Annotated in this window: 25 protein-coding genes and 1 pseudogene; 19 read left to right on the forward strand and 7 right to left on the reverse strand. The window is 57.3% G+C overall.

Annotation, left to right across the window (positions count from 1 at the left end; genetic code table 11):
* The first annotated feature begins 173 nt into the window (after window positions 1-173).
* On the forward strand, window positions 174-1,280 hold the full coding sequence (gene recA / locus ACRCJM_RS09360) for a recombinase RecA (RefSeq protein WP_185173268.1): 1,107 nt from the start codon (window positions 174-176) through the stop codon (window positions 1,278-1,280).
* 95 nt (window positions 1,281-1,375) lie between these two features.
* On the forward strand, window positions 1,376-2,377 hold the full coding sequence (locus tag ACRCJM_RS09365; RefSeq protein ID WP_431464707.1) for a regulatory protein RecX: 1,002 nt from the start codon (window positions 1,376-1,378) through the stop codon (window positions 2,375-2,377).
* Window positions 2,378-2,442: 65 nt separating this feature from the next.
* Here ACRCJM_RS09365 and ACRCJM_RS09370 read toward each other — a convergent pair whose 3' ends face one another.
* Both ACRCJM_RS09370 and ACRCJM_RS09375 read right to left on the reverse strand, forming a co-directional pair.
* The gene (locus ACRCJM_RS09370) at window positions 2,443-3,666 is read right to left on the reverse strand and encodes an aromatic amino acid transport family protein (RefSeq protein WP_237236293.1); all 1,224 of its coding nucleotides are present in this window, start codon (window positions 3,664-3,666) and stop codon (window positions 2,443-2,445) included.
* 89 nt (window positions 3,667-3,755) lie between these two features.
* Window positions 3,756-4,826 carry a hypothetical protein gene (locus ACRCJM_RS09375; RefSeq protein WP_431464708.1) on the reverse strand — a complete coding sequence of 357 codons (1,071 nt, stop codon included), beginning with the start codon at window positions 4,824-4,826 and terminating at the stop codon, window positions 3,756-3,758.
* Window positions 4,827-4,860: 34 nt separating this feature from the next.
* Between ACRCJM_RS09375 and miaB the strand changes: the two genes are divergently transcribed.
* From miaB to ACRCJM_RS09400, 5 genes are all read left to right on the forward strand, one after another.
* A complete protein-coding gene (gene miaB / locus ACRCJM_RS09380; RefSeq protein ID WP_431464709.1) occupies window positions 4,861-6,375 on the forward strand; it encodes a tRNA (N6-isopentenyl adenosine(37)-C2)-methylthiotransferase MiaB in 1,515 nt (504 codons plus the stop codon).
* A 3-nt stretch (window positions 6,376-6,378) separates the two neighbouring features.
* A complete protein-coding gene (gene miaA / locus ACRCJM_RS09385; protein ID WP_431464710.1) occupies window positions 6,379-7,341 on the forward strand; it encodes a tRNA (adenosine(37)-N6)-dimethylallyltransferase MiaA in 963 nt (320 codons plus the stop codon).
* Window positions 7,342-7,377: 36 nt separating this feature from the next.
* Window positions 7,378-8,331: a diaminopimelate epimerase gene (dapF, locus tag ACRCJM_RS09390; RefSeq protein WP_431464711.1), complete on the forward strand. Its 954-nt coding sequence runs from the start codon at window positions 7,378-7,380 to the stop codon at window positions 8,329-8,331.
* A 186-nt stretch (window positions 8,332-8,517) separates the two neighbouring features.
* Window positions 8,518-10,380, forward strand: a complete 1,863-nt coding sequence (locus ACRCJM_RS09395) for a DNA adenine methylase (protein ID WP_431464712.1) — start codon at window positions 8,518-8,520, stop codon at window positions 10,378-10,380.
* The gene (locus ACRCJM_RS09400) at window positions 10,373-11,614 is read left to right on the forward strand and encodes an HNH endonuclease (RefSeq protein WP_431464713.1); all 1,242 of its coding nucleotides are present in this window, start codon (window positions 10,373-10,375) and stop codon (window positions 11,612-11,614) included. Before ACRCJM_RS09395 ends, ACRCJM_RS09400 begins: the two co-directional genes overlap by 8 nt.
* A gap of 131 nt (window positions 11,615-11,745) precedes the next feature.
* Here ACRCJM_RS09400 and ACRCJM_RS09405 read toward each other — a convergent pair whose 3' ends face one another.
* Window positions 11,746-12,351, reverse strand: a complete 606-nt coding sequence (locus ACRCJM_RS09405) for a class I SAM-dependent methyltransferase (protein ID WP_431464714.1) — start codon at window positions 12,349-12,351, stop codon at window positions 11,746-11,748.
* Window positions 12,352-12,439: 88 nt separating this feature from the next.
* Here ACRCJM_RS09405 and hflX point away from each other — a divergent pair, with 88 nt between their 5' ends.
* Window positions 12,440-14,044 carry a GTPase HflX gene (gene hflX / locus ACRCJM_RS09410; protein ID WP_431464715.1) on the forward strand — a complete coding sequence of 535 codons (1,605 nt, stop codon included), beginning with the start codon at window positions 12,440-12,442 and terminating at the stop codon, window positions 14,042-14,044.
* A complete protein-coding gene (locus ACRCJM_RS09415) occupies window positions 14,041-16,077 on the forward strand; it encodes an ATP-dependent DNA helicase (protein ID WP_431464716.1) in 2,037 nt (678 codons plus the stop codon). Before hflX ends, ACRCJM_RS09415 begins: the two co-directional genes overlap by 4 nt.
* A gap of 114 nt (window positions 16,078-16,191) precedes the next feature.
* On the opposite strand, the pseudogene lexA reads toward ACRCJM_RS09415, so the two are convergent.
* A pseudogene (gene lexA / locus ACRCJM_RS09420) lies at window positions 16,192-16,851 on the reverse strand (transcriptional repressor LexA); the annotation flags it as partial.
* A gap of 275 nt (window positions 16,852-17,126) precedes the next feature.
* Between lexA and ACRCJM_RS09425 the strand changes: the two are divergent.
* From ACRCJM_RS09425 to ACRCJM_RS09455, 7 genes are all read left to right on the forward strand, one after another.
* Complete coding sequence (locus ACRCJM_RS09425) at window positions 17,127-17,720, forward strand: LysM peptidoglycan-binding domain-containing protein (RefSeq protein WP_431464717.1); 594 nt, start codon at window positions 17,127-17,129, stop codon at window positions 17,718-17,720.
* 38 nt (window positions 17,721-17,758) lie between these two features.
* Complete coding sequence (locus ACRCJM_RS09430; protein ID WP_431464722.1) at window positions 17,759-18,904, forward strand: histidinol-phosphate transaminase; 1,146 nt, start codon at window positions 17,759-17,761, stop codon at window positions 18,902-18,904.
* A 53-nt stretch (window positions 18,905-18,957) separates the two neighbouring features.
* Window positions 18,958-19,590 (forward strand): imidazoleglycerol-phosphate dehydratase HisB, encoded by a 633-nt coding sequence (hisB, locus tag ACRCJM_RS09435; RefSeq protein WP_237205528.1) that lies wholly within the window; start codon window positions 18,958-18,960, stop codon window positions 19,588-19,590.
* Window positions 19,590-20,264: an imidazole glycerol phosphate synthase subunit HisH gene (gene hisH, locus ACRCJM_RS09440; protein ID WP_431464718.1), complete on the forward strand. Its 675-nt coding sequence runs from the start codon at window positions 19,590-19,592 to the stop codon at window positions 20,262-20,264. Before hisB ends, hisH begins: the two co-directional genes overlap by 1 nt.
* A 2-nt stretch (window positions 20,265-20,266) precedes the next feature.
* Entirely contained in the window at window positions 20,267-20,437 is a 171-nt protein-coding gene (locus ACRCJM_RS09445; RefSeq protein WP_237206800.1) for a hypothetical protein, read from the forward strand.
* A gap of 69 nt (window positions 20,438-20,506) precedes the next feature.
* Window positions 20,507-21,238: a bifunctional 1-(5-phosphoribosyl)-5-((5-phosphoribosylamino)methylideneamino)imidazole-4-carboxamide isomerase/phosphoribosylanthranilate isomerase PriA gene (gene priA / locus ACRCJM_RS09450; RefSeq protein ID WP_237206801.1), complete on the forward strand. Its 732-nt coding sequence runs from the start codon at window positions 20,507-20,509 to the stop codon at window positions 21,236-21,238.
* Complete coding sequence (locus tag ACRCJM_RS09455) at window positions 21,238-22,158, forward strand: SseB family protein (RefSeq protein WP_237205531.1); 921 nt, start codon at window positions 21,238-21,240, stop codon at window positions 22,156-22,158. Before priA ends, ACRCJM_RS09455 begins: the two co-directional genes overlap by 1 nt.
* On the opposite strand, the gene ACRCJM_RS09460 is transcribed toward ACRCJM_RS09455, so the two are convergent.
* Window positions 22,155-22,574 carry a DUF1844 domain-containing protein gene (locus ACRCJM_RS09460; RefSeq protein WP_237205532.1) on the reverse strand — a complete coding sequence of 140 codons (420 nt, stop codon included), beginning with the start codon at window positions 22,572-22,574 and terminating at the stop codon, window positions 22,155-22,157. The two genes, ACRCJM_RS09455 and ACRCJM_RS09460, sit on opposite strands and share 4 nt — an antisense overlap.
* Window positions 22,575-22,859: 285 nt before the next feature.
* Between ACRCJM_RS09460 and infC the strand changes: the two genes are divergently transcribed.
* The 3 genes from infC to rplT all read left to right on the forward strand — a co-directional run bounded on the left by infC (window position 22,860) and on the right by rplT (window position 24,492).
* Complete coding sequence (gene infC, locus ACRCJM_RS09465) at window positions 22,860-23,594, forward strand: translation initiation factor IF-3 (RefSeq protein WP_423817200.1); 735 nt, start codon at window positions 22,860-22,862, stop codon at window positions 23,592-23,594.
* 204 nt (window positions 23,595-23,798) lie between these two features.
* Window positions 23,799-23,993: a 50S ribosomal protein L35 gene (gene rpmI, locus ACRCJM_RS09470; RefSeq protein WP_135011425.1), complete on the forward strand. Its 195-nt coding sequence runs from the start codon at window positions 23,799-23,801 to the stop codon at window positions 23,991-23,993.
* A gap of 115 nt (window positions 23,994-24,108) precedes the next feature.
* Entirely contained in the window at window positions 24,109-24,492 is a 384-nt protein-coding gene (gene rplT, locus ACRCJM_RS09475; protein ID WP_135011424.1) for a 50S ribosomal protein L20, read from the forward strand.
* A 362-nt stretch (window positions 24,493-24,854) separates the two neighbouring features.
* Here the strand turns inward: rplT and ACRCJM_RS09480 are convergent, their stop codons facing one another.
* Both ACRCJM_RS09480 and ACRCJM_RS09485 read right to left on the reverse strand, forming a co-directional pair.
* Window positions 24,855-25,130: a type II toxin-antitoxin system YafQ family toxin gene (locus ACRCJM_RS09480; protein WP_431464719.1), complete on the reverse strand. Its 276-nt coding sequence runs from the start codon at window positions 25,128-25,130 to the stop codon at window positions 24,855-24,857.
* A complete protein-coding gene (locus ACRCJM_RS09485) occupies window positions 25,127-25,399 on the reverse strand; it encodes a type II toxin-antitoxin system RelB/DinJ family antitoxin (protein ID WP_431464720.1) in 273 nt (90 codons plus the stop codon). The genes ACRCJM_RS09480 and ACRCJM_RS09485 overlap by 4 nt, the downstream gene beginning before the upstream one ends.
* Between the last annotated feature and the right edge of the window lie 280 nt (window positions 25,400-25,679).

A 25,679-nucleotide genomic window follows, 5' to 3' on the forward strand; every position in this document is an offset into this window, starting at 1 on the left:
GTGTTCGAATTCCTGTAGGATTGTGAACAAACGACCGGCAGCCCGCGACACATAACCGGGTTATCCACAGATTTTCAAAATCTTCGCGCTGAACCCTTAAAGTGTCAGCCCTAGGTATTACCGTGGTAGCCAGAGAAGAACTCTCGTACCGCGATAAGAAATGAGGAACATACATGGCAGCGAAAACTCGCATGCAGTCAGTAGGTCAGGTGCCCGCCGAAGGGCGCGAAAAGGCACTTGAGGCCGTCCTTGCCCAGATCGATAAGAACTACGGCAAGGGCTCCGTCATGCGCCTGGGAGACCGCGAGGCCAGCAAGGTCGAGACTATTTCAACCGGCGCTCTGGCCCTGGACGCCGCCCTCGGCATTGGTGGTCTGCCCCGCGGTCGCGTGGTAGAAATCTACGGCCCTGAATCTTCTGGTAAGACCACCGTTGCCCTCCACGCTGTGGCTAACGTGCAGAAAGCCGGCGGTATCGCAGCCTTTATCGATGCTGAACACGCTCTTGACCCGGTCTACGCAGCCAAGCTGGGTGTAGACACCGACGCCCTGCTGGTCTCCCAGCCCGATACCGGTGAACAGGCCCTGGAAATCATGGATATGCTGGTGGGCTCTGGCTCCATCGACATCATCGTGGTCGACTCCGTTGCCGCTCTGGTGCCCCGCGCTGAAATTGAGGGTGAGATGGGTGACTCCCACGTGGGTCTGCAGGCTCGTCTGATGTCCCAGGCCCTGCGTAAGATTACCGGCCGCCTGTCAGCAACCAACACCACCGCTATCTTCATCAACCAGCTGCGCGAAAAGATCGGCGTTTTCTTCGGCTCACCCGAAACCACCACCGGTGGTAAGGCCCTGAAGTTCTACGCCTCGGTACGTATCGATATTCGCCGTATTGAGACCCTCAAGGACGGCGCTAACCCCATCGGTAACCGTACCCGCGCCAAGGTCGTCAAGAACAAGATGGCTCCGCCCTTCAAGCAGGCTGAATTCGATATTCTCTACGGTGAGGGTATCTCCGTTGAAGGCGGTATTCTTGACCTCGCCGTTGAGCACAACGTGGTCAAGAAGTCCGGCGCCTGGTTCACCTATGAGGGCGATCAGCTGGGCCAGGGTAAGGAAAACGTGCGCCGTTTCCTCAAGGACAACCCCGAACTGACCGAAGAGATCAAGTACAAGACCATGGTCAAGCTCGGCATCATTGAGGGTGAAGAGGAAGAACTGGACGAGGTAGAGCCCAGCACCTCTGTCGACCCGCTCGATGACATCTCTGAGAACTTCTAAACTCATAACAGCGAGCTAGTAGCCGCCACCACCGGGAAAAGCCCCCGGTAGTGGCGGCTTTCGACATGACACGATGTAGGTAGTAGGAGGGGAATATGAGCGCAGAAAACTCACGAGCCGAAGATTTTCTTGCCCCTGAGGAGTACCCGGCCTGGCACCCGGCGGCACAGGGTCTGACCCAGGACCTGCCGGGGGAGTCTGGCGCCTACGCCAGCACGCAAACCGCTACCCCCTATACCGGCAAAGCCTCAGCCGCAGCGGGTAGTAACCGTGACGGTGGGGAAGTAGCCGAGGCTGCGGAACCAGCCCGTCAGGGCAAATACACCCGCCGTCGTAACCCCAACCTCAAAAAAGGGTTCCGCAAGCCGCCCGCCAAATACGCTGCCCGCTCGCCCTTCGCACCCGCTATCGGGGCGGCGTCCGCCCCAGAGAACGAAACTCCCCAGCGCAAGCGCTCGCAGCCCCTCTTCTGTGAAGGCTCAGCCCTGAACGAGCCGGTCACCGACGAAGAGATGTTGGTGCAGGGGATCACTCCTATGCCTGAGAAGAGAGGCCGCGCCGGTAAGGAGCCGGAGAGTGAATTTACGCGGGCTAAAAATATTGTGCTGAATCAGCTTGCTGCGTCGCCTAAGTCCCGGGCCATGCTGGAGAAAAAGCTGGTTGAGAAAGAAATCTCGGCGGAGGTTATTGAGGATATCCTGAACCGTTTTGAGGCGGTCAACCTGATTAACGACGCTGAGTTCGCTGACATGTATGTGCGAACTCGAATGAACGTGAAGAAGCTGTCGCGGTCGGCTATCCGGCGGGAGCTGAAAACCAAGGGGGTTGAGGGTGAGCTTGCCGAAATAGCTCTGGAGCAGCGCACCGAGGAGGATGAGCGCGCCGACGCCCACGAGCTGGTGCGCAAAAAACTGCGTCCCTCAATGGACCTGGGGGACAGGGCTGAGAAAGAGAAGGTCATGCGCCGCCTGGTGGCTATGCTGGGTCGCAAGGGCTACCCGGCGGGCCTAGCTTTTAGCGTGGTGCGCGAAGAGGTCGAGAGTTACGCTCAAGAGATGGGCATGACCGCACAGGATAGCTATTCCTACTATGACTAAAAACAGGGGCGTACGGTACAGAGGTATGTACCGTGCGCCCCAGTCTGATATGGCCTGCGGCAGGTTTACGACCAGCCGTTGGGCAGTAGACCAAAAATAGCGGCAACCGAGTAGATAAAGGCAACCGTATAGGTCACAATGAGAATCCCCTGGGCAATGGGGTGAGCTTGCCAGGTCACTGTCCAGACAGGTTCTAGCTCGCCCTTTTTACGGGCGGCTCGAAGCATGAGCACCGGGAGGATAGACATAGCAGCACCGGCAAAGCCGCCGGCGTATGATAGGGCAGAAACGAAACCGCCTAGACCGGCAATTGAGATAGCCAGCGGGGGCAAAACGGTCAGGCCAACAGCGGCGATACGAAGCGGTCCGTGTTCTTCCCAGCGAGTGATATCGAGGATATTACGCATAGCGGTGTAGCCGATAGCTACAAAAGAGGTAAACATTGCCAGCAGGGCAAAGATGTTAGCCAGGTAGTAGGCAAGAGGGCCCAGGGCTTCACCCCAGGAGAGCGTGACAACCTCAGAGACGTTATCACCGAGCAGGCCCAGCGCGACAAAGGGAACCAGAGCGAGGGTGAAACCGGTGGCTGACATGCCGCCAACGAGAGCGGTGGGGATAGCCTTGGGGTTGGCGTCGCCAAGTCCGCGTACCAGCTCAGGGACAACGTACTGAGCCATAAAGGTGAAGACCGCTAGGTTCATAATTGGCACGATGAAGAAGGGGTGCAACTCTACCAGGTTGGAGAGAGTAATGCCGGGGCCAAGAATAGTCCAGAGTGAGAGGGCAAGAATGATCGCTGCCATGCCCGTGGTAATGAGCCCTTCGACAAGACCGGTGGCGTGTAGACCCTTAAACATGATGAAGGAGCCAAGCGCGAAGAAAAGTAGGGTTCCAGCGAGCTGTGGTAAACCGGTGAGATTGTTGAGCAGAGAGCCTGAGCCTGCGGCGTAGGCTATGAGTGCACCGATGGAGTTGACCATGATAGCAGCGAAGATGACCCAGCGGCCGGCCTGACCCAGGTACTTTTCTGCTAGGCCTGAGAGCTGTAGTGGTTCTTTGGTGCGCTGAGAAACCTCGGCGATGTACATCATAGAGAAGGTAGTCAGCAAACCAGCAATGGTGAGGGCAATGGCGAGCGCCAGGAAACCACCGTTGCGGGCGGCGTAGGGCAGGCTGAGGATGCCCGCGCCAATATTGGTGCCGAAGATGAGGGCGATGCCTTGGAGGACACTGAGGGTTGGGGCAGGGCGCTGATAAGCGACTGACCCTGACGGAGCGGACGAGGACATGGAAATCCTTAGGGTAGGGGAACATAAGAAGGGTGCGTACAGTGTGAGGTACTGAAGTAGATAGTACTCCCGGCGGGGCAAAATAAGAGCTATTGTGACTGCTTATGCCCGACAGTTTGTTCCGTTAAGATTGCTTGGAGGGTGAGAACCGCCGAAGCCACGTGCTGATCGTGATCAAAAGCTGCCTGGGGCTGGGGTGAGACTCGCTCGTAGAATTCTTGGGTTTTTGTGTGCCAGGTCAGGCTGCTTAATACTGCTTGCGGTAGTGGCCCCTCAGGCCAGGACGGGAAGCCCAGCAGGAGCTCAGCCACCGGTAACGCCCAGTGGTGCCAGCAGGTGCCCTCAGCGTCGATACCGCGAACCCCCGACCCAGGGGCCGCCTGCTGCAGCAGATTGGCCGGAGAAAAATCGCCGGACGACAGCACCCTCTCACTCGGCGCCGGGTAGATAATGCCCTCCACGGCCTGCTCCATCTGCGTGAACTCAACCGACCCCACGGGCACACCTTCCCTCTCGACCAACAGGTGCAGGCCCTTGAAGGCAAGCTGGGGTGAGGGCAGGGACCCTGGTGCGGACGCCCGCGTGTCAGCGCTCGCAAGCTCAGCGGCAAAAGATGCCTGGGCGGCAGCCTGGGCGGGAGAGCCCAGAATGCTAGCCCAGGTATCTACCCAAGCGTCCAGGGCCTGCCGGGGTGCGGCGTCCGCCCCGGACGACAGCAGCAGTTCACCTAAGCTGATAGCGGATGAGGCGCCGCCGGTGACGTCCTCAAGAATCAGTAGGCGATTAGCGTCGTCAGCGGCCAACAGGCGGGGGTAGAGCCCCGGTGCGACCTGCTCCAGGGCAGCAAGGCCGTGTTTTTCGCGCAGGTAGCCAAAACCGCCAGAGTTGCGGGCTGAATCCTTGCGGCGAAAATACTTGAGCACACAGCTCGCCCCGCGATGATCCCGCACCCGAACAACCACCGACCGCATCCCGCTCGACAAAATCTGGGCACTAGCAACCTGAACGCCGGTCAGCTCCACAGAACGCTCTAAAAGCCCGGCCAGCAGACGCAAAAAAGCGGGGGAATCTACGGGCTGCTCCACCGCACTAGGGGAGTAGGCGCTCGCAGCCTGGGCGGCACGTGATGCAAAGAATGAGGGAGAAGGGCGAACCGGCATAGAGCCCAGAATAGCAACCTAGTAGACTGTACGGGTGAGTATTGACGTGAACACCGACAAGCCCGTGGCAGCACCCAAAACCCGCACCTACGAGGTGCGTACCTTCGGCTGCCAGATGAACGTACACGATTCAGAGCGCATGAGCGGCCTGCTTGAAGCATCAGGCTATGTGCCCGCAGAAGAGGGAACCACCCCCGACCTGGTCGTTTTCAACACCTGTGCCGTGCGCGAAAAGGCCGATAATAAGCTCTACGGTAACCTGGGCCAGCTCGCCCCGGTCAAGCGTGAGAACGAGGGCATGCAGATTGCCGTAGGTGGCTGCCTGGCGCAGAAAGACCAGGACGTCATTCTGAAGAAGGCCCCCTGGGTCGACGTGGTCTTCGGTACCCACAACATCGGATCCCTGCCCACCCTGCTTGAGCGCGCCCGTCATAACAACGAGGCCCAGGCTGAGCTGCTGGAGGCCCTGGAGGTTTTCCCCTCCACCCTGCCGACCAAGCGCGACCACGTGTACTCCGGCTGGGTCTCTATCTCGGTGGGCTGCAACAACACCTGTACCTTCTGCATCGTGCCCTCTCTGCGCGGTAAGGAAGAAGACCGCCGCCCCGGCGAAATCCTGGCAGAAGTACAGGCCCTAGTCGACGACGGCGCTATCGAAGTGACCCTGCTGGGCCAGAACGTCAACTCCTACGGTGTGGGCTTTGGCGACCGTCAGGCCTTTTCGAAGCTGCTGCGAGCCTGCGGCGAGATTGAGGGGCTGGAGCGCGTCCGTTTTACCTCCCCCCACCCGGCCATGTTCACCGACGACGTCATCGACGCAATGGCTGAAACCCCCAACGTTATGCCCGTACTGCACATGCCCCTGCAGTCCGGCTCTGACAAGGTGCTCAAAGACATGAAGCGCTCCTACCGCTCCAAGAAGTTCCTGGGCATCCTGGAGAAGGTGCGCGAGCGCATCCCCGATGCCGTCATCACCACCGATATTATTGTCGGCTTCCCCGGCGAAACCGAAGAGGACTTCCAGGAGACCCTGCGCGTGGTGGAGGAGTCCCGTTTCTCGTCCGCTTTTACTTTCCAGTACTCGATTCGCCCCGGCACTCCGGCAGCGACCATGCCCAACCAGGTGCCCAAGGCCGTGGTGCAGGAACGCTACGAGCGTCTGATCGCCCTACAGGACCGCATTGCCGGTGAAGAAAACCGTAAGCAGCTGGGTAAGACCGTTGAGCTGATGGTTACCGCAGAGTCAGGGCGTAAGGCCGAAGAAACCGGCCGCCTGTCGGGCCGCGCCCGCGACCAGCGCCTGGTGCACTTTACTGTGCCCGAAGGCTGCGAGGTGCCCCGCCCCGGCGACCTGGTCACCCTGCCCATCACCGAGGCTGGTTCCTTCCACCTGATTTCTGACCCCACCGCTGACCAGTACTCGGTACGCCGCTCCCGCGCCGGTGACGCCTGGGACCGTGCCCAGGCCGACTCCTGCGGTACCGGTACCACCCAGGTTCCCGGCACCCCGGTTTCCCTGGGCTTCCCCACCTTCAAGCCCGCCCTCTAACCCATGACAGAGAAGGACGCCGCCAGCAGCTCCCTGCCCATCATCGCCGTGGTGGGCCCCACCGGCTCAGGTAAAAGCGCCCTCGCTATCGAGCTGGCACGGGCTTTGGGAGGGGAGTGCGTCAACGCCGATTCCATGCAGTTCTACCGGGGTATGGATATCGGCACCGCCAAGGTCACTGCCGAAGAAATGCGGGGGGTTCCCCACCACCTGCTTGACACCCTCGATGTCACGGAGGAAGCCTCGGTCGCTACCTTCCAGTCCCAGGCCCGGCAGATTTTTGATGAGATTCGCGCTCGCGGGAACTACCCGATTCTGGTCGGTGGATCCGGTCTGTATGTGCGCGCTGCCCTAGACGTTTTGGAATTTCCCGAAACCGACCCGGCGGTGCGGGCTCGGCTGGAAGCTGAGCTGGCGGCGTCCGGCCCCGGCCCCCTACTGGAGCGCCTGCGCACGGTCGACCCAGAATCTGCCGAGCGGGTCAAGGATGACCGCCGCCTGGTGCGCGCCCTTGAGGTCTTTGAGGTGACCGGTCGCCCCTTCTCGTCCTTCATGCCCACCCGCACCTACCACCAGCCTGCCCTGCAAATTGGTCTCAACGGTGACCGTGCCCGGCTGCACCAGCGGCTGCACCAGAGGGTCGTTGCCATGGAAGAAGCCGGGCTGCTGGCCGAGGTAGAAGCCCTCGAAGCCAGGGGACTGCGCCGGGGCAAAACGGCCCCGGCCGCCATCGGCTACCGGGAATTTCTCAAGGTTCTGGACGCCTCCCGCGGCTTGCTGCCTGCCGGTGAGGAATATTCTGTCGCCCAGGCAGTTGAAGATACCGTCACCGCCACCCGCCAGTTCGCCCGCCGCCAGCTCACCTGGTTCAGGGCAGATGAGCGGGTGCACTGGCTTGACTGGTCCAGCCCCGATCTGCTCACCGAGGCCCTGGCGATCATCAAGGGCCACCAGGCACTAGACTAAGAAGAAAAAGCGCCCCACAACGGAAAGGCAAAACCCGTGGCAACCCACACCGTAGAAACCCCCGTCTGGGGCGATTTGACCGGCAAGACTCTCACCAAGGGGCAGGCAACCGGTAACGACTTCATCTTCGTCACCGACCCCGAAGCTAAGCTCGACCTGTCGGCTGAGCTCATTGCCAAGGTGACCGACCGCCACTTCGGCATCGGGGCCGACGGCTTTATTCGCGCGGTCAAGACCGAACACCTGGACTTTGCCTCCCACCTGCTGGAAGAGGCCCCCGAAGCTATCTGGTTCATGGACTACCGCAACGGCGATGGCTCCATTGCCGAGATGTGCGGCAACGGCGTGCGCGCCTTCGTTGACTACCTGCTGGCCGAAAAACTGGTTGAGCTTGAAGAGGGCGGACGCCTGCTGATTGCCACCCGCGCCGGTATTAAGGCTGTGGGACGCACCGAGGACGGCTACGCCATCGACATGGGCCCCTGGGGCTTCATCAACGGTGACATGGCCCGCGATAACGGCACCGACGCCCAGGTGACCGCCAAGGGCCTACGCACTCCCCGCGGTGCCCTCTCCATTACTATGGGCAACCCCCATACCGTCGTCATGCTGGGCACCGACGGCAAGCTTGACGGGCTGAACCTGCACGAGGCCCCCAAGGTTTCACCCAACCCGCCTGAAGGCACCAACGTAGAGTTCGTCGTCCCCGAAGAAATCTCAGCAGAGGACGGTGACCCCGCCACCGAAAACATCGGTTCCATCCGCATGCGCGTACACGAACGCGGAGTTGGTGAGACCCTTTCCTGCGGTACCGGTGCTTGCGCCGCCGCTGCCGCTACCCGTTTCTGGGGTGGTGAGGACGCCCCCGACGAGTGGCTGGTCCGCGTACCCGGTGGAACCCTCGCCGTCACCTTTGTGCTGGGCCCCGACAACCTCGAACACGTTGTCCTGGCAGGCCCTGCCGCCATGACCGGCAAGGTGCTGCTATAACGAGGCTTATTCATAATGGGTTTCGCAGGCTCACGCTCGCTGCGACCCTCTCGTCCGGTTCGCTTCGCTCACTGAGCGATTCGCGCCAGCCACCGAGCCAGCAGCTTCGCTGTGAGCCTGCTTCACCTACTCTTATGAATAAGCCTCAACGGAGAAAGCCTTTAAATAGATGAGAGAGACATACGAGTGAGATATCTTGGAAACAAGGAAAGCTTAGCTGATGAAATAAAATATTTTATGGCTAAAAAAATTCCCATGAGGAAAGAATATACTTTTTTTGATGCATTTTCAGGCACAGGAGCGGTGGCCAAAGTTATTGCGGGAAGTGTTGGTAAGATCATCGTTAATGATAGCTTGGAGTGCTCGGCCTGGTATGCTAAATCTAATATCGAAGGAAACGTTTACAACTGGGAGTCATTGGGCTTCGACCCGATCGACTATCTAAATAATAGTGATGCAGTTTCTGAGGGATTTATCTATAAAAATTATGCTCCTTTAGAATCCGGGCGGATGTATTTCACAAATTATAATGCTAAACGAATCGATTATGTTCGCGGGACAATTGATACCTGGTATGAAGATAATCTGATAGATGTTCAACAAAGACATTACCTTATTTCATGTTTAGTAGAAGCAGTATCTAAGGTATCAAATGTTGCAGGTGTTTATGGAGCATATCTAAAGAGATGGGATTCACGAGCCCATAAAAAATTACATCTATCGCATTTTCCACCGAACACAGAATCTGTGGACGTTGAGGTAAAAAATAGTTTTCTGGAAACAATCATCAGTTCTGTTGAATGTGATATATTGTACCTGGATCCACCCTACACTCAGAATCAATACGGTACTCAGTATCATCTACTTGAAACAATTTCAAAATATGATTCTCCTGAAATCAGTAGAATCACTGGGTCGCGTCCTACTGGGCCGATGCGTTCAGATTGGTCGAAGGACATAAAAGCACATATTCTATTTGAATATATATTGTCCCAGACAAAAGCAAATCATGTTTTTCTGAGCTATAGCTCAGATGGTTTAATGTCGAAAGACTATATTATGTCGTGCCTTAAACGACACTGCGTAGACGGAACTATCGATCTTAAGGTTATTCCATACAAAAATTACTCAAACTGGAAAAACAAACCAAGAAAAAATCATGAAGAGTATATTTTCTATGGCGAGCTCAAGAAATCCGAAAATATTCGCTACCAGTCGCCTCTGAATTATACTGGAAATAAGTTTAATATAATTGATGAAATTATAGAATCACTCCCTGCTGGAAAGATGGACACTTTTGTAGATGTTTTTGGAGGCGGATTTAATGTAGGCATTAATATTGAAGCGTCTTCCCTTATATATAATGACATTAATCCTTTTGTTGTTAGTCTTATTGAATCTTTCAAAAAATATGATACCTACGAGTATATAAAGTATATTAGGAAGCTGGAGAAGCAGTATAACCTTTTAGATATAGACTCTGGAGGCTACGCTTTCCTTCGTGAAAAGTATAACTCTACACCAATTCCTCAACGTGATCCGAGGATGCTCTTTGTTCTAATTATGTATGGTTTTAATCAGCAAATTAGATTTAATTCAGCGATGGAGTTTAATAATCCTATAGGCATGCGTTGGTTCAATGATCGTATGCTTGAAAAATTTATTAGTTTTTCAAGAAGAATCAAACAATCTGAAGTAAAATTTTTTTCAAATGATTACTCTAATTTGATCAAGTACCCGTTTTCCGGGAATCCGTTTTACTATTTTGATCCACCATATCTACTAACAACTGGAAGTTATAACGATGGAAGTCGAGGTTTTAAAGGATGGAATAAAAAATTAGAAGTTGAATTTTTTGATGTTTTAACCGGAAAACTAGGACACAGCAGGTGGATGCTATCTTATGTGGATAGCCATAAAGGTATTAAAAATGACTATTTTATTAATTGGCTTAATAACCATTCATTTAAAATCTATAAATTGGATGGTATTAGGGGTCATGCTGGGTCCAGGCGTAATGAATTGTTGGTGATGAACTACCATGAGTGAGAACGCAAAAATTTATGTACGAAATAATTTTCAGCAAACTGCACGGACTAAAGAACTGGCAGAAGATATATTTACTGAAGAAGTCCTGAAAGATTTAACTCGTAGATTGACTGGTGCAGAAAAATACGAGGTGAGCTTCATTGACTCCGGTGGTGACCATCCTTTTGATTCTTTCTCTTATAATCAAGGACGTCTCCTGTATCTAATATATAAAGATACAATTACTATCGTGACATTTACTCCGCGTTCAGTTACTTCAAGAAATTCTCCATTTCAGACATTGGGGAGTGCTGTTTATGCTATGTTCCAATTGGAAAATAGATCAGAATTTTCTTCATATAAAAAGAAACTTGCATACTACTTTGTTCATGAAAAGGGCACCTTTGATACAGATTATGCTAAATTTATGTTTAGAGTAATTTCTACGATTGGTATAAAGGTTTTAAATCCCCCGAGTTATGTTTCTACTGATGCCTTTGTTAATGTTCTTGAGCTAATCACTGCTAAAAACCTGATAAGAGAGAAGAATAAGAAGAACAGGTCTACGAACATCATCTTAGGCGCTGGCTCAAAAATCGAAATTTATGCAAAAACATTCGGTGCTAATAAATACGAATCGATGCTTCTGGCTTTGTCTTGCAGGTCGCTCATTGAAGCAGGCAGAGGGATAATTGTTTACGAAATATCTGATAATTCACTTACTGAATTGCCTGAATCGGTCCATGAAATTTTTGATTGGCAGCAGATTCCGTACGATAAATCTGATGTAGAGCTTCGACGAGATATTTTACAGCAGGATAGAAATTCTGTTCCAAATCTTCGGTCACCGAGTTTTATTTCCGATATGCTGGATATCCATGGGGCAAAGAAGTGTTCGTGGTGTAGCTGTGCCATCCCGCAGCTAATCGAAGCAGCGCATATCTGGCCTGTTGGTAGTATTCGCAGAGATGACAGCATTACACTAGAAGAAAAGTTTTTTGCTGCTAACGATGCAAATAATGGGATATGGTTGTGTCGTAATCATCATAAGCTTTTTGATTCAGATATAGTTGCTTTAAATTCTGACTTTAAGATTCTGAAGAATGTAAATTTTTCCGAGGACTGCTATGTTAATTATATTAATGAAACATTATGTGGTGATAGTCTTGTTCTGGGGATTTTTTCCGATCGGGATATCGTTAGATCCTATATCGAGTTAAGGAATTCTGATTTAGATATGATAGTTTTTTCCTAGCTTTTGAATTTGAGTTCCCGTAAGAAAATTATGCAGAATTCTGGAATTCGGCCGCCATGACCGGCGAGGTACTGCTGAGCTGGATAAAGAAGTAGGGGGCGTCCTTCGTGTGGAAGGACGCCCCTTTGGCTTTACGCCGGGCGGTGCACCTCAAGAATGCGGAAACCCTTTGAGGTAGCGTAACGGCCTACCTCCAACTCGGGGAACTCAGCGGCCAGCCACTTCTGTAGGGAGTCTGACCCCAGGTTCTTCTGCACGACCAGGTAGGTGGCACCCCCGGGGGCCAGGCGGGGCAGCCAGGTGTGCATGATGCCGTGTAGGACGTCCTTGCCCACCCGGATAGGCGGATTAGACCAGATGGTGTCGAAGGTCAGGGACTCATCGAGGGCCTCGGGCGCAGATACCGTCACATTGGTCAGCCCCAGCCGCTCGGCGTTCATCTCGGTGAGCTTAGCTGAGCGGGAGTTAACCTCAACCCCGTAGACCTGGGCATCGGGCGCTGCCATAGCTAGGGACAGGGTAATAGGGCCCCAGCCGCAACCGATATCGAGCAGGCGCGCCCCCTGCGGAGCGGGGGCCTCATCCAGAAGAATACGGGTTCCCTTATCCACCCCACCCGGGCTGAAAATTCCGGGGGCGGTGAGGACCTGCACCCGGCGTCCGCCCAGCTCCACAGAAAGGGGCTGGGGTAAGAAATCTCCGGTGGGGTTTTCAGAAAAATAGTGCGCGCTACTCATAGACGTTCATTCTACGCTAAGCCCCCTGCCCTTATTGCCGTGTAAAAGCTAGAATAGAAGGACGCCTCAAACCACCTCGAAAGGTACTATGACCGAGACTTCAACCCCCAGCAATGACCCCAAACTTCCCTCAGACGAACAGCTGAGACTCACGGTAGACCGCGTGCTGGGGCGGGCTCAGGCCAACGGTAGCGTGCTCGATGAAAGGGCCCGCGAACTCTCTAATAACCAGCGCGAACACTCTGAATACGATGGTGACCAGCAGGACCTTGAAGAGCGCCGTGCTCTGCGCCGAGTGGCCGGTCTATCGACCGAACTCGATGACGTCACCGAAGTTGAATACCGCCAGCTGCGCCTTGAACGCGTTGTGCTGGCAGGTGTTTGGTCTGAGGGCACCCTGGAAGAAGCCGAAAACTCCCTGCGCGAGCTGGCCGCTCTAGCTGAGACTGCGGGTTCTGAGGTTCTGGACGGTCTGGTGCAGCGTCGTCTGAAGCCCGACCCGGGCACCTACCTGGGCTCCGGCAAGGTGCTCGAACTCAAAGACATTGTTGAGGCATCCGGCGCCGATACCGTGATTGTGGACGCCGAACTGGCCCCCTCCCAGCGCCGAGCCATTGAAGATATCGTCAAGGTCAAGGTCATTGACCGGACCGCCCTGATTCTTGATATCTTCGCCCAGCACGCTAAGTCGCGTGAAGGTAAGGCCCAGGTTGAGCTGGCCCAGCTCGAATACATGCTGCCGCGTCTGCGCGGCTGGGGTGCCTCGCTGTCCCGTCAGGCTGGTGGCCGTGCCGCCGGTGGTGAAGGTATCGGTTCCCGCGGCCCCGGTGAAACCAAAATCGAAATGGACCGCCGCCGCCTACGCGCCCGCATGGCCAAGCTCAAGCGAGAGATCGCGGCCATGGCTCCTGCCCGCGAAACCAAGCGCCTGAACCGCAAGCGTAACCGGGTGCCGTCCGTAGCTATTGCCGGTTACACCAACGCCGGTAAGTCCTCCCTGCTCAACCGCCTCACCGACGCCGGCGTGCTGGTCGAGAACGCCCTCTTTGCGACCCTCGACCCCACCGTACGCAAGGCCCAGACTCCGGACGGCGTGGGCTACACCCTCTCTGACACCGTCGGCTTTGTGCGCGCCCTCCCCACCCAGCTAGTGGAGGCCTTCCGCTCAACCCTTGAGGAAGTTGCCGACGCTGATGTAATCGTTCACGTTGTGGATGTCTCCCACCCCGACCCCGAGGGGCAGATTCACTCTGTCCGCCAGGTCATCACCGAGGTTGATGCCCAGAACATCCCCGAAATCATCGTGCTCAACAAGGCCGATGCCGCTGACCCCTTCGTCATTGAGCGCCTGCGGCAGAAGGAACCCAACCACGTTGTGGTCTCGGCTCGCACCGGTGAGGGAATTGAGGAGCTACAGCAGAAGATTGCGGACACCATTCCCCGCCCCTCGATTGAGCTCAACCTGCTGGTACCCTTCTCAGCAGGTGGCGTGGTGTCCCGCCTGCACGAGTGGGACGCCGAGATCCTGCGTACTGCCTTTGTGCAAGACGGTACCTATGTGCAGGCCCTGGTCCGCGAAGAAGTAGCCTCTGACCTCGCTGAGTACGTGCTCGAAGAAGACCTTCTTGAGGTACTGCAACCTGAAATCGACGAAGCTATCGCCTCAGGGGCAGTAGAGACCCAGCGCGCATGAACGACCACGTCACCGCACCCACCGGGCAGGAGCTAGAGACCCTGCCCGGAGCCAAACCCGTCCTACAGCTCCTCGACACCGTCGTGGAGCGTTCCGGCGGCCAGAAGCGCGACGGCCAGCGTACTATGGCAGCCCACGTAGCCCGCGCCCTCGACACCGAAAAACACCTGCTGGTGCAGGCTGGCACCGGCACCGGTAAGTCCCTGGGCTACCTGGTACCTGCCATTCACGCTGCCCAAACAGCAGAAAAACCTATCGTGGTGGCTACCGCAACCCTGGCCCTGCAATCGCAGATTGTTAATCGCGATATTCCGCGCCTGCTGGAATCTCTGGGTGATGAACCCGAGCACGAAACCGACGTCGCTATTCTCAAGGGCCGCAACAACTACGTCTGCCTGCACAAGCTTGAAGGCGGCTACCCCGAGGACGACGGCGACGCCCTCTTCGATATGGACGCCGCCACCGGCTCCACCGGCCCCTCCGGAAAACTGGGGGAAGAGGTGGTGCGCCTTCGCGAATGGGCACAAACCACCGACACCGGCGACCGTGACGAGCTGCTGCCAGGCGTAAGCGATAAGGCCTGGCGGCAGGTAGCCGTCACCGCCTCAGAATGCCTGGGCAAAAAGTGCCCCCTGGTTGAAGAGTGCTTCAGCGAGATGGCTCGAACCCGGGCTGCTGAATCAGATATCGTCATTACCAACCACGCCCTTCTCGCTATCAACGCCTTTGAGGGTGCTGCGGTGCTGCCCGACCACGACATCGCCATCATCGACGAGGCCCACGAACTGGCTGACCGCGTCACCGGCGCCGTCACCGGGGCACTATCACCGGCCGCTATTACCAAGGTTGCCCGCAGCCTCAAGCGGCACACGGACGCTGATCACAAGGCACTCGAACAGGCAGCGCTCGCCCTTGACGACTCTCTCAATGGGGTACCCGCTGAGATGACGCCCAAGGGCTTGCCTGACCGGGTTGCCGCTGCCATGGAACGCGTGCGCGATGCGGCGCGTCAGGCCCTCACCGATACGAAGAGCGGGGACAAGGACGGCGACGCCGGCCGCCAGATGGCGCGTGCCGCCCTGACCGAGGTGCACGAAACCTCAGAAAAGATGCTGACCGCTGACCCGCTCTATCAGGTTATTTGGGTTTCTCGTATCGGCTCCTGGGAGCCCGGTAGGGGGTATGTGGCGGCAGCTGACGATGACCCCGCTACCCTGAACATTGCACCTATCTCGGTTGCCGGTTATCTGCGAGAAGGTCTTTTCGAAAACCGCACCGTGGTGCTGACGTCTGCGACGCTGACGGTGGGAGAAAGTTTTGATGCCGCCGCTGGTGCCCTGGGGCTGATGGGTAAGGACGCTCCGCGCTGGGACGGTATCGATGTGGGGTCTCCCTTTAACTACCCCAAACAGGGCGTGCTGTATCTAGCCTCTGACCTGCCTAAACCTGGGCGGGGAGTTTCGGTAGAGCAGCTGGACCGTATCGTTGAGCTTGTGACCGCTTCGGGTGGCGGCGCGCTGGGGCTCTTTTCCTCTAAGCGCGGGGCCGAGCTGGCTGCCGAGTACGTGCGGGAGCGCACCGACCTGAACATTCTTCTGCAGGGGGAGTCGTCTCTGCGCGCCCTGGTGCAGGAGTTCACCGAGGACACCGATTCCTGCCTTTTCGGCACCATGAGTCTCTGGCAGGGTGTGGATGTTCCTGGCGACTCCTGCCGCCTGGTCATGATGGACCGTATTCCTTTCCCCCGCCCCGACGATCCACTGTCGCAGGCGCGTACCCGGGCAGTAGCAGCTGCTGGCGGTAACGGCTTTATGGCTGTGTCTGCCTACCACGCGGCGGTACGCATGGCCCAGGGCGCCGGCCGCCTGGTGCGGTCGGTCGGTGACAGGGGAGTCGTGGCCGTCCTTGATTCCCGTATTGCTACCCAGAGGTACGGCTCATACCTGGTGAAGTCTCTGCCGCCCTTCTGGACCACTACGCGTAAGGATGTTGTGGTCGGTGCCTTGGAGCGCCTCAAACAGTCAATTGACTAAAGACTGGGGAGAAAAATCAGCCCGGCTGTGAAGGCCGGGCTGATTTTTCTTGCCTGTGAAGAGAGAGTCGGGTGGGGCGGGTACCTGAGAAGTGGTAAAGAACCTAGCTGACTCTTAGAGGCTGCGGAGAACAGAAACAACCTTGCCCATGATGGTGGCAGTGTCGCCCAGAATCGGTTCGTACTGGGTGTTCTGGGGCAGCAGCCAGGTGTGGCCATCGCGCTGGCGGAAGGTTTTGACGGTGGCCTCATCATCGAGCAGGGCCGCTACGATATCGCCGTTCTGGGCGGTGTTCTGGGCACGCACAACGACCCAGTCGCCGTCACAGATTGCCGCATCGACCATGGAATCGCCTTTGACCCGCAGCATGAAAAGGTCACCCTGGCCGACTAGCTGGCGGGGCAGCGTCATCACATCTTCGATAGCCTGCTCAGCGGCGATAGGGGAGCCAGCAGCAATGCGGCCCACCAGGGGGACGGTGGCTAGGTTGTCGTCGGTTTGCGCAAAGGTGGGCACAATCGGCAGGGTGATGACGCTGGTTTCGGGTTTTGCTTCTTCGGTTGAGGTCTCGCCGGTGAGAACTTCAATAGCGCGAGGACGCTTGGGGTCGCGCCTAATGTAGCCCATTTCTTCGAGGCGAGAGAGTTGGTGGGTGACCGATGAGAGGGAAGCCAAGCCTACGAGGTCGCCAATCTCACGCATGGACGGCGGGTAGCCATGTTCGTCAATCGCGTTTGAAATGGCGCTCAAAATTTTTTTCTGGCGGGCAGTGAGGGGGCGGGAGCCCTTGTGGGGCGGGCTTGCCGGAGTCTGCACAGTCTGTTCGCTCACGGTAACTCGTCTCTGTAGGTTCTTAAAATGTCAGCCACCCGGTGTTCACTATCAAGTGGTCTTCTAAGACTATGCCAAGCAAATAAGTTATTCAAACATTTGTTCTAATTTTTCTCGACTATGTTCGATTTTTCTGATAGAACATAAGTACGAAGAAATTTTAGAACAAAGATTCGACTGTTGGTTGAATCTTTGAGCGTGAATCAGGAGAAAGACTTATGAGCACCATCGCCTTGCCCGAGTTTATGGCTCGTACTTCTTTGAAGAAGCCCCTTGATCAGGCTGCTACTTTTACTGTTCGCCACAGGGCTCAGCCTGCTATCTCGGCTGGAGCTATAAGGGAACCTCAGTACCGCATTCGCTTTGCGGCCCCGGCTCCCACTAGCCCTACTTCTGCCCCGCGTAATGCTGGGCAGGCCGCAGTGGTGTCTGTGCCCACCCGCCAGGTGCGCGCTGACAGTGCACCCCGTACCGCTGCTGCTCAGCGCCAAAAAATTCGGCTCACTCGCCGCGGCCGCCTGGTCTTTAGGGGCCTGCCGCTACTTACCCTCCTAGCCCTGGTGGTACTCGGTGCCCTGACCTTTATAGCTCCGGGCGAAGCTAAGAGCGCTACTTTTGACCCGGCCGCTCCTGTCAGCCAGACTGTGACCGTGGTGCACGGTGACACCCTGTGGTCAATCGCAGCGGAGGTTGCGCCGGGTGAAGATAACCGCGATGTCATCAACCGCATCATGCAGATTAACGATCTCACCAGCGGCCAGCTCGTTCCCGGGCAGGTTCTTGAGGTTCCCGTCTACACCCAGACCCGGTAATGAGAGGTAGCGGCCCTATGCCAGACTGCGAAACAAGAATGCAGGGCAAGGGTCTGGGTCGCTACACTAGGGGGGTGACCGAAACTACCACAGCACTTGAAGCCCTACCCCTGCGCGATGATTTGCGGGGGCGTTCACCCTACGGCGCGCCCATGATTGACGTTCCGGTAACGCTTAACGTTAACGAGAACACCCACCCCATGCCGCAAGAAGTCATCGAGGCCATTACGCGCGATGTGGCAGAGGCTGCCGTAACCCTCAACCGCTACCCCGACCGCGAGTTCGATACCCTAAGGGCGGAGCTAGCAGACTACCTGGGGCACGGTCTGACTCCCGAGAACATCTGGGCAGCCAACGGCTCCAATGAGATTCTCCAGCAGCTTATGCAGGTCTTTGGTGGGCCTGGCCGTTCGGTTATGAGCTTTGTGCCCACCTACTCCATGTACCCCCTGCTGGCAGACGGCACCAATACCGCCTTTATTGCCGGTACCCGCGCAGCTGACTACTCACTGAGCGCAGCATCGGCGGTTGAGCAAATTGAGCAGCACAAGCCCTCGATTGTCATTCTCTGCTCACCCAACAACCCCACAGGCACAGGTCTGGGTTTAGATGTCATTGAGGCTGTCTACGATGCTGTTGCCGCCTATAACGGTATTGTCGTGGTCGACGAGGCCTACGCCGAGTTCGCTCAGGATCGCACCCAAAACGCCCTCACCCTGCTACCCGGTCGCCCTAACCTGGTGGTGAGCCGCACCATGAGCAAGGCCTTCGCTTTAGCCGGTGCCCGCCTAGGCTACTTTGCAGCTGCCCCTGCCGTGGCGGACGCCGTCCGCCTGGTCCGCCTGCCCTACCACCTCTCAGCTGTCACCCAGGCAACCGCTATCGCCGCCCTGCGCCACCGCACCCAGCTGCTAGCTAACGTTGACGACATCCGCGCCCAGCGCGACCGCATCGTAGAGCACCTGACCGGTTTAGGGCTAGAGCCCGCTGTCTCAGACTCCAACTTCGTATTCTTCGGCGGCCTCAACGACGAAAAAGCCGCCTGGGCCTACCTGCTGGAGCGCGGCGTCCTTGTACGCGATAACGGCATTCCCGGCTACCTGCGCGTCACCGCCGGAACTGAAGCCGAGACCAGCGCCTTCCTGGAACACCTCACCGACTACGTGCAGACCTTCGAACGATAAGCGCCCCGCACCCGTCCTCACACCGGCAAGAACCTTTAGAAAAAGAGATAGACATGGCAGTTCCCACCGAATCATCCACCGGCATCGGCCCCCGCATTGCAAAGATGGAGCGCACTACCAGCGAGTCCTCCGTCAGTGTCGAAATTAACCTGGACGGCACCGGCGTCTCTGACATCGACACCGGCGTTCCCTTCTATGACCATATGCTGACCGCCCTCTCCAAGCACTCCCTGATTGATATGACCATCAAGTGCTCCGGCGATACCCACATCGATGTGCACCACACCGTAGAAGACACCGGCATCGTGCTCGGTGAGGTTCTCCGTCAGGCCCTGGGCGACAAGGCCGGTATCCGCCGCTTTGGCACCGCCACCGTGCCCCTCGATGAAGCACTAGCCTCAGCCGTAGTCGATATTTCAGGCCGCCCCTACCTGGTACACACCGGCGAACCCGAAGGCTTCGAATACCACCTCATCGGCGGGCACTTCACCGGATCAATGGTGCGCCACGTCTTTGAGGCCTTTGCCTACCACGCCGGTATCTGCCTGCACATCACCCTGCTGGGCGGGCGCGACCCCCACCATATTGCCGAAGCCCAGTTCAAGGCCCTGGCCCGTGCCCTGCGTCAGGCGGTAGAGCCCGACCCCCGCCACGCCGGCATCCCCTCCACCAAGGGAGCCCTCTAATGACTGAAACCCGTCAACCGACCGTCACCGTTCTCGATTACGGGGCAGGGAACGTGCGCTCAGCCGTCCGCGCCCTTGAAGAAGCGGGAGCGCGTGTTGTGCTTTCCCGCAAGGAATCAGACGTCCTGGGTGCCGATGGCCTGGTTGTGCCCGGCGTGGGCGCTTTCAAGGCCGTCATGGACGGCCTGAAAGAAGCAGACGCTATCCGCATGATTGGCAGGCGCGTTGCGGGCGGACGCCCCGTGCTTGGCATCTGCGTGGGTCTGCAAGTGATGTTCGACAAGGGTGTTGAGCACGGAGTTGAAGCAGACGGGCTGGGTGAGTGGCCCGGCACCGTTGAAAAGCTCAAGGCTGAAGTTGTACCCCACATGGGGTGGAATACCGTCCGCGCCCCCGAAGGCTCCAAGCTCTTTGCCGGTATCGAGAACGAACGTTTCTACTTTGTGCACTCCTACGGTGTGCAGGAGTGGACCTTCGACCAGAACAACGAAGCGATGCTCCCGCCCCAGGTTACCTGGGCCAACCACGGGGGCGACTTTATCGCCGCCGTAGAAAACGGGCCGCTGGCGGCTACCCAGTTCCACCCCGAAAAGTCGGGTGAAGCGGGCATTCGCCTGCTCAAGAACTGGATTGACTCCCTGCCTGTGACCGGACGCTTGGACGGGGGCCAGTAGGGATGTCTGCAACAACGTCCGGTCTGCTACTGATGACCGTGGGCATGATGTTCATCGGCGGCGCCTACTCCTTTTACAGGCAGAAAATTACCTGGGTAGCCCAGCTGGTCCTGCTCCTGGTGGGTCTTGCCTTCGCCGGCTATGGTCTGTACGTGGTCATGAACTACAGCTAGGCAGCCAACAGCGCATACCTAGCCCCTCCTAAAACTTCACTCTTACCCCATACTCCCAAGGAGAGAACAATGACTGATCGTCTCGAACTGCTACCCGCGGTCGACGTAGCCAACGGCCAGGCTGTGCGCCTGGTACAGGGCGAAGCCGGATCGGAAACCAACTACGGTTCCCCCGTCGAAGCTGCCCTAGAGTGGCAGAACGCCGGTGCTGAGTGGCTGCATCTGGTCGACCTCGACGCTGCCTTTGGACGCGGCGACAACATCGCAATTCTGACCGAGGTAGCCCAGGAACTCTCCATCAAAATCGAAATGTCAGGCGGAATCCGCGATGACGAGTCACTGGAACGCGCCCTATCCCTGAACCCGGCCCGCATCAACCTGGGCACCGCTGCCCTGGAAAACCCCGAGTGGACTCGCAAGGTGATCGCCGAGCACGGCGATATCATCGCCGTTGGTCTGGATGTACGCGGGGAAACCCTGGCAGCCCGTGGCTGGACCAAGGAAGGCGGCAACCTCTGGGAGGTTCTCGACCGCCTGAACGAGGACGGCTGCGCTCGCTACGTGGTCACCGATGTCACCAAGGACGGCACCCTGCAGGGACCTAACCTGGAACTTTTACGCAAGGTCGCAGAGCGCACCGACAAGCCCGTGGTTGCCTCCGGCGGTATCGCCACCCTCGATGACATCGCAGCCCTGCGTACCATGGTTCCCCACGGCGTTGAAGGCGCCATCACCGGTAAGGCCCTCTACGCCGGTAAGTTCACCCTGGCCCAGGCCCTCGACGTTGCAGGTCGCCCCTAGTGACCGACTTTTCAGATCGCGTGCACCGCGCCCACACCCACGGGCATGGCAACCCCGGTAACCCCAGCGCACCCCGCCGGGAGCTACCTGCGCATATCGCTGCCCAGCTGGCGTCCGCCGGTCAAAAAACCGATACCGGCGGGCAGCCCTGGGAAGGGCGCAACCTGGGGGAAGGCACCAGTCACACCCACCAGTTCCCCGGCGACGACGGCAGAACCGACCCCGCCCTGCAAAAAGTTCTCGATGCTTTTGCCGCGGGCGAAGTCGATGAAGTCGCCGTGGTCGATGCCCTGCGCTCCGTGCGCATCTTTGCCCCGGTCGTAGCCCAGCTATCTCAAGCAGAAATCACCGAGCACGGCCTGGTATCAGACAAAGAATCGGATATGGCGCTGGTGAGTATTCAGGCTCCGGACGGACGCCGCGCCCTCCCCGTTTTCACCAATGTAGACGCCCTCACCGCCTGGCACGACCTAGCCCGCCCGGTTGCCGCAGATATGCGGAAAACCGCCCTATCAGCCGTTGAAGACGAGAACCAGCTGATTGTGGTAAACCCCGGTGCCGACCTCACCTTCGTCGTGCGCCGCCCAGCTTTCTGGGCAATCGCCAAGGGGGAAGAATGGGTGCCCTCCTACCGCAACCCCCGGGTCGCCGAAGAGCTCAGCAACATTGCAGCGCCCCTGTCTGCTGTAGTTGCGGTTGAAGCAGGTCCCGGCACCGGCGTGTACTCGCAGACCGCGAGCGGACGCGTACTGGCAGGTGGTGGGCACGGGCCAGAGCTGAAAATTATGCTCAAACTCCGCCCCGGCCTCACCCAGGAACAGGTCAACCAGACCGTGCAGACCTTCCAGCAGGGGCTCGCCCTCAATCAGGTCATTGCCGAGCAGGCTGACTCAGTGCAGATTGCCTTGGCCTCAGCCTAGAAAACCGGCCCGGTGAACTTTTCGCCGGGTCCCTTGCCGGGGGCGTCCGGGTAGGGGGACGCCTCGCGGAAGGCCAGCTGGAGGGAACGCAGGCCGTCACGCAGGGGAGCGGCGTGCTGGGAACCAATCTCGGGCGCCGCAGCGGTAACGAAACCTGCCAGGGCGGTAATCAGCTTGCGGGCCTCATCAAGATCTTTGAGGTCTTCGGCGTTCTCTTCAGCAGCCAGGCCGCACTTGACGGCAGCAGCGCTCATTAGGTGAACAGCAGCGGTCGTAATGACCTCAACGGCAGGAACCTCAGCAATATCGCGCATCTGGGCGTTAACTTCTTCAACCTGCTCGGCAGTCAGACCATCGGGCAGCGCTTCGCCCTGCTCAGCGGAATCTTCAAAACGGTAGCTAGTTTCGTTGCTCATGGTTACTAGAATCTCACACCAACCCCACCGAGCGTGAATCGCCCGTCACACTCAACCCGACCACCGGCGTCCGCCCCAAGAAAAACAGCCAAAACCCTTGAAAAACCGCCCCTAACCCAGTAATGTTAAGAGCTGTTTGCAAGTGGAACTTAAGTTCCCACCCGCTGCCGCCAACTCTGGCGACCGGGTCAGCCCCAGGCTCCCGTAAGGGAAACCTTCGAAGGCTCACAGCGCCGACTACCGGCGTCCGCACCTTCACCCTGGGTAGGTAACCTAAGCCTCCGCTTGCCAAGCCGCAACCGGGGGCTTTTTTCAACCCCCACAGAAATTCACGGGGACACCCCCACCACAAGCAACAGGAGCTTTGTCATTAGCGATCCACGCATCAACGACCGCATTCGCGTTCCGGAAGTTCGACTCGTCGGCCCCGGCGGTGAACAGGTCGGTATTGTCCGCGTAGAAGATGCACTGCGTCTTGCTCAGGAGTCTGACCTTGACCTGGTTGAGGTTGCCCCTAACGCTAAGCCGCCTGTGTGCAAGCTTATGGACTTCGGTAAGTACAAGTACGAAGCCGCAGTCAAGGCACGTGAATCTCGAAAGAAGCAGGTCAATGCTTCTTTGAAGGAAATCCGTTTCCGCCTCAAGATTGATACCCATGACTACGAAACCAAGGTCGGGCACGCACGTCGTTTCCTGGCTGGCGGTGACAAGGTCAAGGCTATGATTCAGTTCCGTGGTCGTGAACAGCAGCGCCCCGAGATGGGTGTGCGTCTGCTTGAACGCATGGCAAACGACCTCACCGAGGTTGGCACCGTAGAGTCCAACCCTCGCGTTGACGGTCGCAACATGGTGATGGTTCTTGCCCCGCTGCGCGGCAAGCAGGAAGCCCGCCGTGAGAGCCAGAAGTCAGGTGGCCGCAAGGGTCGCGAACGCGTCAACACCACTGAGGCAACCCCTGTAACTAACTCCCTGGCAGATGCAATGCCCGAGGAGCTCAAGGCACAGGCGTCAGCCGAATAGGAGCTGTTTAGACAACCAGGCGCGAGCTCGTGTAGGGTTTCGTGCTTGGTCGTCGTTCGCTCTACCGCTGTTTTTATTGAAAGATAAGGGCACCGGTGAGCGGGCAGAACACCCTTAAAACTTCCCCGCCCGCCGGGGTCGTTGAGTTTTTCAGTTCCTCACCCCGTAACCGGGGCGAGGGTAGAACGTAAGGAGAATCGGCTCATGCCGAAGCAGAAGACCCACTCTGGTGCTAAGAAGCGCTTCAAGCTCACCGGTACTGGCAAGGTTAAGCGCCAGCAGGCCAACCGCCGCCACTACCTCGAGCACAAGTCCTCCCGTCTGACCCGTCGTCTGGCTTCTGACCAGATCGTAACCGGCGGTCAGGCTAAGGTCATCAAGAAGATGCTGGGCAAGTAAGCTCCTTCTTTTTGAAGCTTCGCCCCGAAAGGGCGCACCAAAAGTAGATATTTTCTCTCCTGCACCAGCGCTAGAGTTTTTAGCTGGGTAGGACACAAGACGTTAGGAGACACACGTGGCACGTGTGAAGCGCGCGGTTAACGCGCACAAGAAGCGCCGAGTAATCCTTGATCGTGCATCAGGCTACCGTGGCCAGCGTTCACGCCTTTACCGTAAGGCTAAGGAACAGGTCACTCACTCACTGGTATACAGCTACGACCACCGTCGTAAGAAGAAGGGCGACTTCCGTCGTCTCTGGATTCAGCGTATCAACGCAGCTGCACGCGCTGAGGGCCTGACCTACAACCGCTTCATCCAGGGCCTGAAGGCTGCTGAGGTTGAGGTTGACCGTCGTATGCTGGCTGAGCTGGCTGTTAACGAGCCTGCTGCTTTCTCAGCTCTGGTTGAAATCGCTAAGAACAACCTGCCTGAGGACACTTCAGCTCCCAAGGCTGCCTAAGTCTTTTTAGGTTTGTCTTGCCCCATCTAAGTGGTGGGGTGCGGACGCCGCCTCCCGCTTTCCTGCCCCCTGGGCAGGGGAGTGAGGGGCGGCGTCCTTGTATTTTTGCGGTAAATGGTGGGGCTGGAGCGTCGGGCACGCAGCGAACGCCCACCAGATTCTCGCAGTGTCTACGCCTATGATGGGCGCAGCGAGAGTCTGGTGGGCAGTCAGATTTTGCATGCGGACGTCCGTGAGCGTGAAACGCGGCTCACGCCAGTCCATGGTTTCCAGGGGCGCCTGAAACCGGTGCGGGTAAGCCCACCCCGCTTTTCGCCCGTGGGCGGACGACGGCGGGGTGGGCTAGACACCGGAATTAGTACTCAAAAGAGGTCTGAATGGCTACCTGTATTGAGCAGGATGAGAACCAGCTGACCTTCAAGGCGTTCATATATAAGTAGCCAGTCTGGTTCGATATGGCACTCGCGAGTATCGGCGTAGTTTCCAGTGAGCGCGTGGTCTTTATGTTTTGCGCTGAGTTGCTTGCCCTCAGCGAGAGCCTCAACAATATCCGTGAGTTTCTGGAGGTCTTTTCCACGCTTTTTAGCGGTTTTTAGGCCTTTTTTGAAAGCATTGGTAGTGATGATTTCGTATCTCATAGTTCGTTAATGAGAGTTTTGAACTCCTCGATTGACCTAATCCGGGGAGTGTTTGGGTCCTGGGCGAGCCGACGTCCTTCTTCGATGGCCGCAATGGTTGTCGCATTGGGGTAGGGGCGCCCAACGGTGAAAGGTATTCTTCCTTCGCGAAGGGCCTGCTTCATGAACATGTTGATTGCTGTAGACATGTTTAGACCTAGCTCGTTGAAGAGTTCCTCTGCCTGGCGTTTAGTCTCCTCGTCGGTTCTAACGCTAATAGTGGTGCTCATAGTCGCTCCTTTCTTGCATTTGTGCGACATAGTTCTACATTAGCAGGGATACATCAATGATTGAAGAGTCATCAGGTTCGAGGAAATAGGTGAGTAAAAAGCAAATACGAGATGATCGAGGCGCTTGGGCCATGGTGTGCTGGGGGCCTGCTTACGCAAAAGCCCACCCTGCTTCCGTCCTGGTGCGGACGGCGGTGGGGTGGGCTTCTGTGCTACCTGAAGTTGCAGGTAGGGTGGGTTTTGCTACTTAACCCAGGTGATGACCTCTTCGGCGGGCTGG

The sequence above is a fragment of the Rothia sp. L_38 genome (genome assembly GCF_050689125.1).
Lineage (GTDB): Bacteria > Actinomycetota > Actinomycetes > Actinomycetales > Micrococcaceae > Rothia.